Origin of the sequence: Rathayibacter sp. AY1F2, from assembly GCF_002930885.1 — a bacterium.
In the GTDB taxonomy this organism is placed as follows: Bacteria; Actinomycetota; Actinomycetes; order Actinomycetales; family Microbacteriaceae; genus Rathayibacter.
The window spans coordinates 65796-79994 of the sequence record NZ_PSVG01000017.1 but is presented as its reverse complement, the minus strand read 5'-3'; the positions used below and the strand labels follow the sequence as shown (position 1 = coordinate 79994).

Genomic DNA, 14199 nt, shown 5'->3' with positions numbered 1-14199 from the left:
GGCGGCGACCAGCGAGGGCTACACGATCGTGTTCGGCGGGGGCGTCAGAGGTGTATAAGGGACAGGCGTGGTGGTGCCGGTCATGCGCGTGCCGCCCCGTAGACCTCGTAGGCCCCCGTGACTCCGCCGCCCACCGGCACGGAGGCGCCCGCGCGGCGCAGCACCGCCTCCAGCGCCGCCAGGGTGGTCAGCACCGCGTCCGTCCGGGCGTTGTAGCCCATCGTGCCGATGCGCCAGACCTTCCCGTGTAGCGGCCCGAAGGACGTGCCGATCTCGATGCCGAAGTCGGCGAGCATCTCCCCGCGCACCGCGTCACCGTTCACGCCCTGCGGGATGCGCACCGCGACGACGTTCGTCATCTTGTGCCCGACGTCGCCGAACACCTCGAGATCGAGGCCGCGGACTCCGGCGAGCATCGCCGACCCGTGCAGCGCGTGGCGGGCGACCGTCTCGTCCAGGCCCTCCTCGACGACGATGCGGGCGCACTCGCGCGCGCCGTAGAGCATCGTGGTCGCCTCGGTGTGGTGGTTGAGGCGGCGCGGCCCCCAGTAGTCGAAGATCATGCCGAGGTCGAAGTAGTTGGAGCGGACGCGGCGGGCGCTGACAGTGTCGCCCTCGTCGCGGATCCCCGCCTCGATGCTTTTGCGCGACTCGATCACCGCGACGGCCTTCTCCGAGAAGGTGACGGGAGCCGATCCGGACGGGCCGCCCAGGCACTTCTGGAGCCCCGCGGTGACCGCGTCGAGCCCGAGCTCGTCGGTCGCGAAGGCGTTGCCCGCGACGGAGGCGGTGACGTCGGTGTAGAAGAGGGCGCCGTGCTTCTCGCAGAGGGCGCCGAGCTCCTCCAGCGGCTGCGCCATGGTGGTCGACGTGTCGCCGTGGACCACGGCCAGCATCTTCGGCTTCACCCGGGCCAGGGCCTCGGCGATCGCCGAGACGGGGAAGACCTGCCCCCACTCGGCCTCGATCACGTGCACCTCCGCGCCGCAGCGCTCCGCGATCTCCCGGAGGAGGTGCCCGAACCGCCCGAACACCGGCACGAGCACGCGGTCGCCCGGCTCCAGCATCGAGACCAGCGCCGCCTCGATGCCCGCACGGCTCGTGCCGTCGACGAGCATTGTCTTCTCGTTGCGGGTGCGGAACACCTGCCGGTACAGCTCCTGCGTCTCCGTCATCGTCGCCGTCATGAACGGGTCGTACTGCCCGACCAGCTGCGCCGACATCGCACGCAGGACGCGCGGATCCGCGTTGATCGGGCCCGGCCCCATCAGCAGGCGAGGCGGCGGATCGACGGGGAGGAACGGTGCGGGCGCGGTCATGAGCCACCTCTTCACGAGCGGGAGAGAAACAGTCGTTTCACCCGGAGAGCCTATGCGACGGACGTTTCGCCGGTGTTTCGCGGTGTGGCGGGGGTCGAGATTCTCGACAGACGCTCCTCCACAGACGTCTTCCGGAAGCGGGTCCTCCCGATCGGGCGCATCTGCTGCCCGCGTGTCGGTGGTCGCTGGTTCAATACGGGTATGGCGGATGGGATGCGGCAGGGACTCGAGGAGGTCCGCGCCCTCGGCGGCCGTGCGGCGCTGCTCGCCCGCTCCGCGGCTCCGCTCCACCTCGCCTCCGCCGAGGCGCTGCACGAGGCGTACAGGGCTGCTCTGCGTCGCCCGGAGGCGTTCGCCCGCGGCAAGTCTCCCGCCGAGTCGCGCGACCTCGTGGAGCGCTCCGTCCGGGCCGAGCTCGCCGTCGCACTCGCCGTGTCCGAGCGTGTGGCCGCGCGCGAGCTCGAGCACGCCCGTCTGCTGGTCGACCACCTGCCCTGCACGCGCGCCGCGCTGGCCGAGGCGCGGTTGCGCTGGGAGGCGGGGCAGATCATCTGCGGAGTCGCGGCCACCCTGCCGCCGGCCACCCTCCCGGAGTTCGACGAGCGCGCCGCGGGACTGGCCGCCTCGATGACGCCGACCCAGCTGCGGCGACGCCTCGCCCGGCTGCGGGACGAACTCCACGAGAGTCCTTTGGCCGACCGGCACGCCCGCGCTCGGGAGGACCGGTCGGTCCGGGTCTCGCCCGAGCAGGACGGCATGGCCACGCTCTGCGCGACCCTCCCCGCTCCGGCAGCGTTCGGTGCGCTCGCGCGGCTCGACCGGATCGCCCGCGCCCTACGCGACGGGAGCGGTGCAGCGGAGGAGCGCACGCTCGCGCAGCTGCGGGCCGACGCCCTGGTCGACCTGCTCTGCGACGGCGACGTGTCCGGCACGGCGCCGGGCGACGAGCGTCCGCGCACGTCCGCTCGCGGCATCCGGGCCGAGGTGCGTCTGACCCTCGCCGCGAGCACCGCGGCCGGGCAGGACGAGACCCCCGCGGAACTGGACGGCTACGGCCTCATCCCGGCCGGCGTCGCGCGCGAGCTCCTCGGAGCCGACTCGGCCGTCACCCCGGTGCTCACCCATCCGAGCACGGGCGCCGTGGTCTCCGTCGGACGCACGCACCGCCTCCCTCCCCCGCGGATGCGCCTCGCCCTCCAGCTGCGCGACCGGACATGCCGCTTCCCCGGCTGCACCCGGCCCGCGGCGACCGCCGAGGCCGACCACACGCTCGAGTGGCGTCACGGAGGCGCCACCGCCCTCGACAACCTGGCGTCGCTCTGCGTCGCCCACCACCACGTCCGCCACGGCGACCGCTGGACCTACACGCTCCACCCCGACGGATCGGCCGACTGGACCACCCCCACGGGCCGCCGCGTGGTCACCCGTCCACCCGATCCGCCCGCGCCGCCAGCCCCGCCGCAGCGCAGGCCGAGCTTCAGCGATGCGCCGCCCCCGTTCTGACGGCGGAAGGAGCCGCGCTCCTGCGGGCATGCTCCAGCGCGTGCTCCAGCGGGCGTGCTCGTGCACGCCCGCTCGCGCCGCGCGGGTCCGATCCACCGGCCTGGCTCAGCCGAGGGCCGAGCCGTGGAAGACGGTCGTCCGACGCGCCCGCCGACGAACCGGTCCACCGAGCCCGCACTCGCTGCACCCGGGCTCGTTCCACCCTCCGGGCTCGGCGCCCCTGCTCACCGCTGAGATCGCACTCGAGGACAGCGGTCAGCGCAGCGACTCGGCCACGACGGCGCAGCTTCCGCCTCGGATCCACGACGAGGGACGGAGGGACGGAGCGAGAGAGAAAGAGAAAGGGAGAGGGAGAGGGAGAGGGAGAGGGAGAGGGAGAGGGAGAGGGAGAGGGAGAGGCGGCGAGCGGGAGAACGGGTCACGGCGTCCACCCCGATTCGCGACGAGGGAGAGAACGAGCTCCGGGCGTGGCCCCTCTCAGAGCATGCCGGCCAGCTCCAGCAGTGCGAGATCCGACCCCCGCGGTCCCACCAGGCAGAGCCCCACCGGAGCGCCGCCGACACTCGACCGCGGCACCGACAGCGCCGGATACCCGCCGATCCCGGCGACACAGGTCAGGCCGAGCGTCGCCGTCCGCGCCGCGTCGATCGCCTCGGCCGACGCATCGAGGGCCGGCGCCACCGACGACGTCGACGGCAGGAGGAGCACCCGCCCCTCGAGCGCACGGTCGAGCGCCTCCCGGAACCCCGCGACCCGCGCCCGTGCGGCCGCCTCCGTCTGCTCGTCGACGAGCGAGGCCGCGTCGAAGCGCGCCTGCACGTCCGCCGCCAGCACTCCCGGATGCGCCGCGACCCACGAGCCGCTCGACCGCCACGCCTCCGCCGCCTGCACGAGCCGGAACGCCTCGAGCATCTCCGCCACGGGGGGCAGCTCGACCTCCTCGGTGCTCATCCTCCCGACGGCCGATCCGAACGCCGCCCGGACGGCCGCGTCCACTCCGCCCAGCAGTGCCGGCGCCACCGCGAGACTCCGCACCGGCGGGCCGGACGGCAGGCAGACCTCGGCCACCCGCCTCAGCGTGCCGAGGTCCCGCGTCAGCCACCCGACGGTGTCGAAGCTCGGCGCCAGCGGCAGCAGCCCCTCGACGGGCACTGCACCGTGGGTCGTCCTCAGCCCCCACAGGCCCTGGTAGGAGGCGGGTACCCGGATCGATCCCGCGGTGTCGGTCGCCAGCCCGACGGCTGCCTGCCCGAGCGACACGGCGGTCGCCGGTCCGCTCGACGATCCGCCCGGGATCGCTCCGGGCACGGCCGGATTGGGCGGCGTCCCGTAGCCGGAGTTCCGGCCGGCGATGCTGTAGGCGAACTCATCGGTCTGAGCGATCCCGCGCACCGACGCTCCCGCTGCGAGCAGCTGCGCGACGGCCGGAGCGGTCGCCGCCTCGATCGGCGCGGAAGCGAGGCGGGCCGGCACTCCCGCGCCGATCCGCTGGCCCTCGATCGCGAAGAGGTCCTTGACCGCGACGTCCAGTCCGTCGAGGGTCCCGGAGCCGGCGGCCGGCACGAGCGGCGCGCCGACCGCCCGCCAGACACGGGGGTCCAGCGCGGGCGAGGGCGCCTGCACCTGCGCGGCGCGCACCCTCCAGGTCCCGCCCTCGCGCGACCACAGCTGCGTGACGAGCCCGCGCCCGCCACGGGCCGGAGCGTTCACGCTGACCACGAGCGCCGTGTCCGCATCGACCGCCCGCACGTGCAGCTCGACCAGCTCCCGCACCGGCGCCCCGCCGCGACGACCCCGGAAGCCGGTGATGACCGCGTGGCCGACGAGCAGTCCGGAGGCGTCGCCCCGGAGCGTCGTCGGCGCGTCCACGAACGCGTCGGCGAGCGCCGCGACGTCGTCAGCCCCGAGCGCCGCCTCGTACGCCAGAACCGCGTCCACCAGCCCGTCCGGCAGGTCACCCTCGAGCGTCGTCACCCGCGGGTCAGTCATCGAAGTCGGCCGTCCGGACGCGGGCGTGCACGCCCTTCACCAGGTCGACGACCTGCGAGATGTCGAAGTCGGTCGCCGCGCTGAGGTAGGCGTAGGCGTGAGCCGGGTCCATCCCGTAGCGGGCCGCCAGCAGCGCGATGGCCGCGCGGACGCACTTCTGCACGGCGACGTCCAGGTCCTCGTCCATCCCGGTGGGCACGAGGAACTCGCCGGTCTCCCCCATCGGCCCGAGCAGCTCCCCGAACGCCGCGAGCGCCTCGGCGCGCGGGACTACCTCCAGGCGCACCCGGACGCGCAGGCTCGCCTCCATCGCCGTCAGCGCCACCTCGCCGTCGCCCTGCGCGAAGTGGGGATCCCCGACGTACGCGAGCGCGCCCGGGACCTGCACGGGAAGGTAGAGGCTGGTTCCGGCGGTCAGCAGTGCGATGTCGATGTTGCCCCCGTGCGCACCGGGCGGCACGGAGTGCGGGCGCTCCTCCCCTGCGACGGCGACGCCCATGATCCCGAGGAACGGCCGGAGCGGGAATCGGGCGGCCCGCTCTCCTCCCGGCACCAGCGGGATCACGCCGCGGAGACCGCCCTGCGCGTCCTCGTCGACGCGCGCGAAGACGCTGAACGGCCCCTCCTGCAGCGGGTACTCGCCCGGCAGCGCGCCGCGGCCGTGCCGGTTCGAGACGACTCCGTACGGCACGCGCGGCTCGGCCTCGAGGAGGGTCATCCGGAGCAGGTCCCCCGGCAGCGCTCCCCGGACGGCGATCGGCCCCGTGACCACGTGCGGCCCGTCCGTCTCGCCGTCGCGGAACGGCCCGTCCGCGGCGAGCGCGACCGCGTCGCGCAGCACCCCCTCCGGAGCGACTCCGTGGCGCCCGAAGAAGGCGACCGGATCGCGGCCCTGGTCCTCCAGCACGCCCTCGTGGCTGAGCGTGTCGATGACGACCTCGGCCCCCGAGTCGACGGTGAGCACGGGGGCGTCCGCCGCGCACGGCAGGCGCCCCCACAGCACCGAACCGGGCTCGGCCGGCAGGTAGTCCACCCCCGGCGGCACTCCCTCACCGGGCTGCACCGCCCACTCCGTCCACCGCATGCACGTCCGCCTCCCGCGCGGCCCGTCCGCGCCGTCCGACCCTAACCGCGCCGTGTTTCGAGCATGTGCACGCGTGTGCCACGATTCTCCAGACCCGCCCCCGACGACAGGACTCCCGTGTTCCGACGCCTGCGCACCCGCTCCGAGGGCGCGACCCTCGGCCTGATGCTCGCCCTCACCTTCTCGACCGGCATCATCGACGCCGTCGGGTACCTCGGGCTCGACCGCGTCTTCGCCGGCAACATGACCGGCAACGTCGTCATCCTCGGCATGGCCCTCTCCGGCGCGGCCGACCTGCCCGTGGTCGGCCCCCTGATCGCGCTGGGCGCCTTCATGATCGGCGCCGTGATCGGCGGCCGGGTGCTCCGCCCGGTGAAGAAGGGCTGGACCTCGCGCTCGACCTGGCTCTTCGCGGTGGTCGGCATCCTGCTCGGCGTCCTGGCGATCGTGCTCGCGGTCGTGCCTGAGCACCCCGAGCCGCTCGCCTTCACCGTCACCGGCGTGCTGGGCGGGGCGATGGGCCTCCAGGCCGCGACCGCCCGCCACCTCGCCGTCAAGGACGTCACGACGGTCGTCGTCACCTCGACGATCACGGGCCTCGCTGCGGACTCCCGCCTGGCGGGTGGTTCCGGTCAGCCGTGGTTCCGCCGCGCGGCGGCGATCGTCCTGATCGCCGCGGGTGCCGGAGTCGGCGCGCTCGCCCTGCTGGTCGGACTCTGGCTCGGCCTGGCGATCGCCGCGGTCATCACGCTCGTCGCGACGCTGCTGGGCGAGCTCGTCGTCCACTCCCGGTACGCTCCGGCGCCCGCCGACGCCGCCGCCTGAGGCGGCGCCTCCCGGCGCGTCAGCGCGGCAGCTGCTGGCAGTGCGGGCAGAGGTGCGAGGAGCGGTTCATGAACGGCACCCGCTCGATCGCCGCGCCGCACCGGGCGCACGGCTTCCCCGTCTGCCCGTAGGCGTGCAGGCTGTGCGAGAAGTAGCCGGAGGCACCGTTCACGTTCACGTACTGCGCATCGAAGCTGGTGCCGCCCTCGGCCAGCGCCCGTTCGAGCACCGAGCGCACCTCGGCGAAGAGGCGGCGGATGCGCGCCTCGCCGAGCGACGAGCTCGGCCGCTCCGGGTGCAGCTCCGCCGCCCACAGCGACTCGTCCGCGTAGATGTTCCCGATGCCGCTCACGAGCGTCTGGTCGAGCAGCGCCCGCTTGATCCCGCTGCTCCTCCTCGCCAGCGATGCGACGACCGAGCCCAGGTCGAAGGAGGGGTCGAGCGGATCGCGGGCGATGTGCGCGACCTGCGAGGGCACGGCGCGCAGCCAGCCGCCTCCGCGGGCCTCCTCGCCCGCGTAGCCGCCCGGCGCTCCGTCCGGGGTCGGCACCAGAGCGTCGACCGCCATCGAGCCGAAGATCCGCTGGTCGACGAAGTGCAGGGCGAGCTCGCCGTGCTCGGGGTGCTCGATCCCGATCCGGATGCGCGCCAGCCGCGGCAGCGCCGCATCCGCCGTGCGCAGCAGCACCTGACCGCTCATGCCGAGGTGTACCAGCAGCGCTTCGTCGCGGCCCGCGGGCAGCCAGAGGAACTTCCCGCGCCGCACCGCCGCTTCGAGCCGGCGCCCGACGAGCAGGCGCTCGAAGGTCCCGTGCGGATGCACGTGCCGCTTCAGCGAGCGCTCGTCGACGATCTCGACGCCGGTCACCAGGGAGCCGGTGACCGCGGGAGCGAGGCCCGCCCGCACCACCTCGACCTCGGGCAGCTCGGGCACGGTCAGTCCGAGACCGCGGGAGCGGCGGGTGCGCCGGGGGCCGCCAGACGCGTCCACGCGTCGAGCGCGGCGGCCATCTCGGCCGCCTTCTTGCTCGTCCCCTCGCCGCGGGCGGTGACGAGTCCGCCGACGATCACGGTGGCGACGAACACCTTGTTGTGGTCGGGGCCGGTGGCGGCGATCTCGTAGCGCGGGGCCGGCGCACCGCGCTCGGCGGCCGCCTCCTGGAGGCTCGTCTTCGGGTCCATCGAGACGCCGAAGCGGAGCGGATCGGCCCGCAGAGGGGCGATCAGGCGCAGCACCAGGTCGCGGGCCGCGTCGGGGCCGGTGCCCAGGTAGACGGCGCCGATGATGGCCTCGACGGTGTCGGCGAGGATCGACGCCTTGTCGCGGCCGCCGGTCAGCTCCTCGCCGCGTCCGAGGCGGAGGAACTCGCCCAGGCCGATGCCGCGGGCGATCTCGGCGAGCGCGACGGTCGAGACCAGGCTCGCCCGGCGCTTGGCCAGGTCGCCCTCGCTGAGGGCGGGGTACTCGGTGTAGAGCATGACGGTCACGGCCTGCCCGAGGATCGAGTCGCCGAGGAACTCGAGGCGCTCGTTGTGCGGGATGCCGCCGTGCTCGAAAGCGAACGACCGGTGCGTCAGGGCGAGCTCGAAGAGCTCACCGTCGAGGCTCACGCCGAGCGTGGCCTCCAGACGCGACCGGTCGTCGCTGGAGGGTCGTGCGGAGGTCTGGTTCACCATGGACCGCGGTCCGTTCGTCGAGGGGCGGTGCGCCCCGCGCCGTGCGGACCAGGAGCGGGATCAGACGTCGGCGACCTTGCGGCCCTTGTACTCGAGGAACAGCGCGGTGCCCGCGGAGTCCTCGACGACCTTGGCGCGGTGGGGAAGGCTGTAGACGACCTTGCCGTTCTCGATGGTCTTGACGAGGGTGGGGACCTCGGCCTTCCACTGCGAACGACGGGCGTGGGTGTTCGCGCGGGACTTCTTCCTCTTGGGAACAGCCATGATTCTCTCTTCTCTACCTCTAGTCGGATTCGGTGCGGGCGGTCGCGCCCTCACCGCTGTCTGCGGAAGCTCTGTCGGTGGAAGCTCCGGGCGCTGCGGCCCCGCCGTCCCCCTCGCTCAACCCTGCGAGCGCGGCCCACCGGGAGTCGCGCGGCGCCTCGGGTTCGGGCGTGGAGGAATCGGCCAGCCGCTCCCCCGTGACGGGGTCGAGGCCCGGACAGTCCGGCCGGCAGACCGGCTGGAACGGCAGCGACAGAACCACCGCATCCCTGACCAGAGGTTCAAGATCCACGTGGTCGTCGTGAACCTCATAGTCGAAAGCTTCGTCAGAAGAGTACGCGAAAAGTTCCTGGAACTCGACATCGACAGGCAGGGAGATGTCGGTCAGGCACCGGCTGCACTCGCCGTCGGCCCTCGCCGACACCTCGACACTGGCCAGGATCCCCTCGTGCACGGACTCGAGCCGGACGTCGAGATCGACGGCCGATCCCTTGCGGACCGCGACGATCCCCTCGCCGAACGGCTCCGGCGCCTCGAGCTCGAGGCGGTGCTCGCGCATCTCGCCCGGCCGCCTCACGAGGTCGCGCACGTTCACGGTGAACGGCGTCTTCTTGAAAGTAGTCACGAGGATCCAGCCTACCCCTCCCGGGCCCCTCCGGGGCGGGAGGGGCCGGGGAGGAGCCGGGAGGGGCGGAGTCCGGGCTCAGGCGCCGCCGGCCTCCAGCGTCACGTCGATCGGCGCGTAGTCGGCACCGCTCGTGTCCACTCCCTCGTCGGCGAGCTCCGCGAGCGCCTCCTCGACGTACTCGTTCGAGTAGGCGGTGGCGGGCGGGTCCGCGCTGATGATCGTCGCCCCCGTCTCGTTCTCCGTCTCCTTCGCGATGTCGACCGTCTGCTGCCACGCGGCCTCGTCGATCATCCCGACGCCGCTCGTCGAGGGCCAGATCAGCTTGTTGACCTCGTTGGTCATCCAGAGCTGGTGGCTGGTGCCGAGGGTGGATCCGGCCGCGGTGACGATGTCGGCCGCCGCCTGCGGATCGTCCTTCGCGAAGATCCAGCCCTTGATCGAGGCCTTGATGAAGGCGACCGTCTGCTCGGCGTACGCGTCGTCGTCGGCGAGCCTGCCCGCGTCCGCCCAGATCGCGTCCTGGAGCATCGCGGTGCCCACGTCGTTCCAGCTGATGACGTTCAGATCGTCCGGCTGGTACAGCTCGCCTGTGGCGGGATTCACGGTCTCCAGGACCTGGGCGTACTCGTTGTAGGTCATCGCCTGGGCCGCGTCGATGTCGCCCGCGAGGAAGCCGTTCATGTCGAACTGCTGCTGCACCAGCGAGATGTCGTCGAGGGAGACGCCGTCCTTCTGCATGCCGGCGAACAGCTCCCACTCGTTGCCGTAGCCCCAGCTGCCCACGCTCTTCCCGGCGAGGTCGGCGGGCGAGGTGATCCCCTTGTCCTTGAAGGAGATCTGCGTGGTGGCGCTGCGCTCGAAGATCTGCGCGACGTCGGTGATCCCGGCCCCCTGCTCGATCGAGCCGAGGACCTTGGGCACCCAGGAGATCGCGTAGTCCGCGTCGCCCGAGGCGAGCACGTCCTGGGGGACGATGTCGCCGCCTCCCTCGGCGATCGTCACGTCGAGGCCCTCGTCCTCGTAGTAGCCCTGGTCGAGCGCGGCGTAGTACCCGGCGAACTGCGCCTGGGCCACCCACTGCAGCTGCAGGGTGACCGGCGCGAGGCCGCCGGAGCTGGAAGCCGACCCCGGGTCGGAGCCGCCGGAGGCGCTGCAGCCGGTGAGCGCGAGGCCCACGGCCGCGAAGGCGGCGGTCGTCGTCAGGGTGATGCGGGTGCGTCTGGTCACGGGTCCTCCTGGTGCGGTCTGCGGGGTCGCCGGTGCGGCGCGCCCCGTGGTGCGGCGGTGCAGGTGGTGCTGTGGTGCAGGTGGCGCTGATGATGCGGGCGGTGCGGATGGTGCGTCGGGTGGAGTCGGGAATCGGGAATCGGGAATCGGGAGGATCGAGGAGGGTGCGGGGACGCGCGGCGCCGCGCTCAGCGCAGCCGGCTGCGCCGCAGCGCGAACGCCTCGAGCGCGGCCGTCACGCAGTAGAACGCGAGGCCGACGAGCACGGCGCCCAGGACGTAGGCGTAGGCGAGCGCGTAGTCGCTGCCCGAGGCCGCCGTGGTGATCGACTTGCCGAGCCCGCCCACGGGTCCGCCGAAGTACTCGGCGACCAGCGCCGAGATCACCGCGAGCGAAGAGGCGATGCGGAGCCCCGTGAAGACGTAGGGCACTGCTCCGGGCAGCGTGATCGTGCGGGCGGTCTGCCAGGGGGTCGCCGCGTAGGCCTTCAGCAGGTCGCGGTGCACCGGAGCGGCCTGCCGCAGCCCGCGCAGCGTCGTCACGTACACCGGCACGAACACGGCGAGCGCCGCGACGAGCTGCCTCGCGGTCTCGGCGTTCGCTCCGAACATCGTGTAGAGCACCGGAGCGAGGGCGACGATCGGCACGACGGCGGCCGCGGCCACGATCGGCGCGACCAGTCCGTCGAAGACCCGCGCGAGCGCCGAGAGCCCGGCGACCACGACCGCCAGCACCGCGCCGACCAGCAGGCCGACCAGCGCGTTGCGGCCGGTCACCGCGCTGCCCTCGGCGACGGAGCCGAGGTTCGCGGCGAACTCCTGTCCGATCGCCAGCGGCGACGGGAGCACGAACGGCTGGATCGCCAGAGCGGTGACCCCGGCCTGCCAGAGCAGGACCGCGGCGATCCCGAGCACGAGCGGCGCGAGCACGCTGCGCGCCAGCGCGGTCGTGCTCACCGGTTCTCCACTCCGCGCGGCACGGCGGCGGGATCGCCGTGCAGCAGCTCGCGCACGGCGCTCACGTCGCGGAAGAACGCCGTGTCCTCCCTGACCGCCGCGTCGCGCTCGGATGCTCCGGGGAGTCCGACCGGGAGGACGTCGCGGATCCTGCCCGGCCGCGGCGACATCACCACGACGCGGTCCGAGAGGAACACCGCCTCCGGGATCGAGTGGGTGACGAAGACGACGGCGGCGCCGGTCTCGCGCCGGATCCGCAGCAGCTCCGTCTGCATCCGTTCGCGGGTCATCTCGTCGAGCGCCCCGAACGGCTCGTCCATGAGGAGCAGGCGCGGGCTCTCGGCGAGCGCCCGCGCGATGGCGACGCGCTGCTGCATCCCGCCGGAGAGCTGGTCCGGGTAGGAGTCGGCGAAGTCGCCGAGCCCGACCAGTGCCAGCAGCTCGTCGACGCGCGAGCGCCGGGCGGTCGCGGCGACGCCGTGCAGCTCCAGCGGCAGGGCGATGTTCGCCCGGATCGTGCGCCACGGCAGGAGGCCCGCCTGCTGGAACGCGATCCCGTAGTCCTGGTCGAGCCTCGCCTGCCGGGCCGTCTTGCCGAACACCGCGATCGAGCCGGAGTCCGGCTCGTCGAGGTCGGCGATCAGCCGCAGCAGCGTCGACTTGCCGCAGCCGGACGGGCCGATCAGCGAGACGAACTCCCCCGCGGCCACCTCGAGCGAGACGTCCTGGAGCGCCGTGACGCTCGCGGCGCGGGCGGTGGTGAAGGTCCTCGTGACGGAGTCGACGACGACCGCGGATCCTGCAGGGCTCATGCGGGCTGCTCCCCTCGGCGGTACGGACGGAGGAGGGTGCCGAGCAGAGCGACGGAGCCGGCGGCCGCGAGGCCCACCAGCACCGCCCCGAGGATCGGCGCCCAGGGCTTGGCGGGGTCGCCTCCGGCAGCGGAGGCGAACTCGATGATCATGCGGCCGATCCCGCCGCGCAGGCCGATCGAGACCTCGGCGACGATCGTGCCGACGACGGCGCTGACCGCTCCGAGCCGGAGGGCCGGCAGCAGGTAGGGCACGCTCGCCGGCAGCCTCAGGCGCACCAGCGTCTTCCACCAGCCGACGCCGTAGACGTGCATCAGCTCGACCTGGTGGGCCGTCGGCGAGCCGAGCCCGCGGAGCGCCCCGATCGAGACGGGGAAGAACGCGAGGTAGGAGGCGATCAGGGCCACCGACATCCAGTTCTCCCAGGTCACCGGTCCGAGCTCGAGCTGCGACCCCCAGCGCCGCACCAGTGGCGCGATCGCGATCAGGGGCACCGTCTGGCTCAGCACGATCCAGGGCAGCACCGCCGACTCCGCCGTGCGGAACCGCTGCATCAGGAGAGCCAGGAGCAGCCCCACGACCGTGCCGACGACCCAGCCGACCGCGGCGATCCCGAGCGAGAAGGCGCTCGCCCCCACGACGGCCGACCAGAGCGCCGGGGCGTTCCGCGCTCCGGTGACCGGCTCGCCGAGCCGGGCCGCGATCTCCCAGAGGTGGGGCATCGCGATGGCGCTCGTGCGCGGGAGCACCGTGACTCCTCCGACGACCACCCCGGCCTCGGGCCCGAGCGCCTTCCAGCCCTCCCACACCAGCGCGAGCAGGAGCAGCCCGGCGGCGCCGAGCACGAGCCCGCGCGCGAGGGCCGGTCTCATGCGCGGGCCACGATGTGCTCGCGCAGCTCCGGGATGATCCGCTCGCCGTACACGCGCAGCGTCTCCTCCTTGTTGTCGTGCTGGAGGTAGCCCGCGAACTGCGTCACGCCGATGTCGGCGAGCGCCCGGAGCTTCTCGACGTGCTCGTCCGCCGTGCCCAGCACGCAGAAGCGCTCCACGATCTCGTCCGGCACGAAGGCGGTGTGGCTGTTGCCCGCGCGGCCGTGCTCGTTGTAGTCGTAGCCCTCGCGCCCGGCGATGTAGTCCGTCAGCGCCTGCGGCACCGCTCCGGAGGCGCCGTAGCGGCCCACGATGTCGGCCACGTGGTTGCCGACCATCCCGCCGAACCAGCGGCACTGGTCGCGCATGTGCTCCCGGTCGGTGCCGATGTACATCGGCGCCGCGACGCAGAACTGCAGCGACCCGGGATCCCGGCCGGCGTTCGCCGCCGCCTCCTTGACGGCGCCGATCATCCAGCGCGCGATGTCCACGTCGGCCAGCTGCAGGATGAAGCCGTCGCCGACCTCGCCCGCGAGCTTCAGGGCGAGCGGGCCGTAGGCGGCCACCCACATCTCCAGGGACGAGCACCGACTCCACGGGAACTGCAGCGTCTGGCCGTTGTACTCGACCGGACGGCTGTTGGCGAGCTCGCGGATGACGTGGATCGACTCCCGCAGCGTCTTGAGCGTCGTCGGAGCTCCTCCGGTCACCCTCACCGCCGAGTCGCCGCGTCCGATCCCGCACACCGTGCGGTTCCCGTACATCTCGTTGAGCGTCGCGTGCAGCGAGGCGATGACCGTCCAGTCGCGCGTGGCGGGGTTGGTGACCATCGGGCCGACCGTGATCCGGTGCGTCCTCTCGAGGATCTGCGAGTAGATCACGTAGGGCTCCTGCCAGAGCAGGTGCGAGTCGAAGGTCCACGCGTAGTCGAAGCCGTGCGTCTCCGCGAGGACGGCGAGCGCGACGGTGCGCGAGGCGGGCGGGTTGGTCTGGAGGACGACTCCGAAGTCCATGGGGTTCCTTCTGCTCGATCAGGTGCTGGC

General features: G+C 73.1%; 14 protein-coding genes. 2 read left to right on the top strand and 12 right to left on the bottom strand.

Translation table 11 applies throughout. From position 1 onward, the window contains the following. Window positions 1-80: 80 nt before the first annotated feature. Window positions 81-1319, bottom strand: a complete 1239-nt coding sequence (locus tag C5C54_RS13055) for an alanine--glyoxylate aminotransferase family protein (RefSeq protein WP_258063326.1) — start codon at window positions 1317-1319, stop codon at window positions 81-83. 201 nt (window positions 1320-1520) lie between these two features. Here C5C54_RS13055 and C5C54_RS13050 point away from each other — a divergent pair, with 201 nt between their 5' ends. Continuing rightward, on the top strand, window positions 1521-2822 hold the full coding sequence (locus C5C54_RS13050) for an HNH endonuclease signature motif containing protein (protein ID WP_104288502.1): 1302 nt from the start codon (window positions 1521-1523) through the stop codon (window positions 2820-2822). 477 nt (window positions 2823-3299) lie between these two features. Here C5C54_RS13050 and C5C54_RS13045 read toward each other — a convergent pair whose 3' ends face one another. Next, window positions 3300-4811, bottom strand: a complete 1512-nt coding sequence (locus C5C54_RS13045; protein WP_104288501.1) for an AtzH-like domain-containing protein — start codon at window positions 4809-4811, stop codon at window positions 3300-3302. Continuing rightward, window positions 4804-5895: an acetamidase/formamidase family protein gene (locus tag C5C54_RS13040; protein ID WP_104226656.1), complete on the bottom strand. Its 1092-nt coding sequence runs from the start codon at window positions 5893-5895 to the stop codon at window positions 4804-4806. The genes C5C54_RS13045 and C5C54_RS13040 overlap by 8 nt, the downstream gene beginning before the upstream one ends. Window positions 5896-6012: 117 nt before the next feature. Between C5C54_RS13040 and C5C54_RS13035 the strand changes: the two genes are divergently transcribed. Continuing rightward, window positions 6013-6720: a YoaK family protein gene (locus C5C54_RS13035; protein WP_308470741.1), complete on the top strand. Its 708-nt coding sequence runs from the start codon at window positions 6013-6015 to the stop codon at window positions 6718-6720. A gap of 19 nt (window positions 6721-6739) precedes the next feature. Here the strand turns inward: C5C54_RS13035 and mutM are convergent, their stop codons facing one another. The 9 genes from mutM to C5C54_RS12990 form a co-directional block, all read right to left on the bottom strand. Further along, entirely contained in the window at window positions 6740-7654 is a 915-nt protein-coding gene (gene mutM, locus C5C54_RS13030; protein ID WP_104288507.1) for a bifunctional DNA-formamidopyrimidine glycosylase/DNA-(apurinic or apyrimidinic site) lyase, read from the bottom strand. Between the two features lie 2 nt (window positions 7655-7656). Further along, on the bottom strand, window positions 7657-8397 hold the full coding sequence (rnc, locus tag C5C54_RS13025; RefSeq protein WP_104250952.1) for a ribonuclease III: 741 nt from the start codon (window positions 8395-8397) through the stop codon (window positions 7657-7659). 60 nt (window positions 8398-8457) lie between these two features. After that, the gene (rpmF, locus tag C5C54_RS13020) at window positions 8458-8661 is read right to left on the bottom strand and encodes a 50S ribosomal protein L32 (RefSeq protein ID WP_104223482.1); all 204 of its coding nucleotides are present in this window, start codon (window positions 8659-8661) and stop codon (window positions 8458-8460) included. 19 nt (window positions 8662-8680) lie between these two features. Beyond that, window positions 8681-9220, bottom strand: coding sequence for a DUF177 domain-containing protein (locus tag C5C54_RS13015; RefSeq protein ID WP_104288506.1), 540 nt, complete (start codon window positions 9218-9220; stop codon window positions 8681-8683). Window positions 9221-9364: 144 nt separating this feature from the next. Further along, window positions 9365-10516, bottom strand: a complete 1152-nt coding sequence (locus C5C54_RS13010; protein ID WP_258063325.1) for an ABC transporter substrate-binding protein — start codon at window positions 10514-10516, stop codon at window positions 9365-9367. Window positions 10517-10704: 188 nt separating this feature from the next. Further along, the gene (locus C5C54_RS13005) at window positions 10705-11472 is read right to left on the bottom strand and encodes an ABC transporter permease (RefSeq protein ID WP_104226660.1); all 768 of its coding nucleotides are present in this window, start codon (window positions 11470-11472) and stop codon (window positions 10705-10707) included. Next, window positions 11469-12284, bottom strand: coding sequence for an ABC transporter ATP-binding protein (locus tag C5C54_RS13000; RefSeq protein ID WP_104226661.1), 816 nt, complete (start codon window positions 12282-12284; stop codon window positions 11469-11471). Before C5C54_RS13000 ends, C5C54_RS13005 begins: the two co-directional genes overlap by 4 nt. Beyond that, entirely contained in the window at window positions 12281-13156 is an 876-nt protein-coding gene (locus tag C5C54_RS12995) for an ABC transporter permease (RefSeq protein WP_104226662.1), read from the bottom strand. Before C5C54_RS12995 ends, C5C54_RS13000 begins: the two co-directional genes overlap by 4 nt. Further along, complete coding sequence (locus tag C5C54_RS12990; protein ID WP_104288500.1) at window positions 13153-14169, bottom strand: TIGR03842 family LLM class F420-dependent oxidoreductase; 1017 nt, start codon at window positions 14167-14169, stop codon at window positions 13153-13155. The genes C5C54_RS12995 and C5C54_RS12990 overlap by 4 nt, the downstream gene beginning before the upstream one ends. Window positions 14170-14199: the final 30 nt, after the last annotated feature.

Excerpts from the sequence above, each read along its gene's own strand:
- rpmF (WP_104223482.1), bottom strand. The coding sequence starts at position 8,661 with ATGGCTGTTCCCAAGAGGAAGAAGTCCCGCGCGAACACCCACGCCCGT.
- C5C54_RS13040 (WP_104226656.1), bottom strand. The coding sequence starts at position 5,895 with ATGCGGTGGACGGAGTGGGCGGTGCAGCCCGGTGAGGGAGTGCCGCCG.
- C5C54_RS13050 (WP_104288502.1), top strand. The coding sequence starts at position 1,521 with ATGGCGGATGGGATGCGGCAGGGACTCGAGGAGGTCCGCGCCCTCGGC.
- C5C54_RS13045 (WP_104288501.1), bottom strand. The coding sequence starts at position 4,811 with ATGACTGACCCGCGGGTGACGACGCTCGAGGGTGACCTGCCGGACGGG.
- C5C54_RS13000 (WP_104226661.1), bottom strand. The coding sequence starts at position 12,284 with ATGAGCCCTGCAGGATCCGCGGTCGTCGTCGACTCCGTCACGAGGACC.
- C5C54_RS12990 (WP_104288500.1), bottom strand. The coding sequence starts at position 14,169 with ATGGACTTCGGAGTCGTCCTCCAGACCAACCCGCCCGCCTCGCGCACC.
- rnc (WP_104250952.1), bottom strand. The coding sequence starts at position 8,397 with ATGGTGAACCAGACCTCCGCACGACCCTCCAGCGACGACCGGTCGCGT.
- C5C54_RS13015 (WP_104288506.1), bottom strand. The coding sequence starts at position 9,220 with ATGCGCGAGCACCGCCTCGAGCTCGAGGCGCCGGAGCCGTTCGGCGAG.
- C5C54_RS12995 (WP_104226662.1), bottom strand. The coding sequence starts at position 13,156 with ATGAGACCGGCCCTCGCGCGCGGGCTCGTGCTCGGCGCCGCCGGGCTG.
- C5C54_RS13055 (WP_258063326.1), bottom strand. The coding sequence starts at position 1,319 with ATGACCGCGCCCGCACCGTTCCTCCCCGTCGATCCGCCGCCTCGCCTG.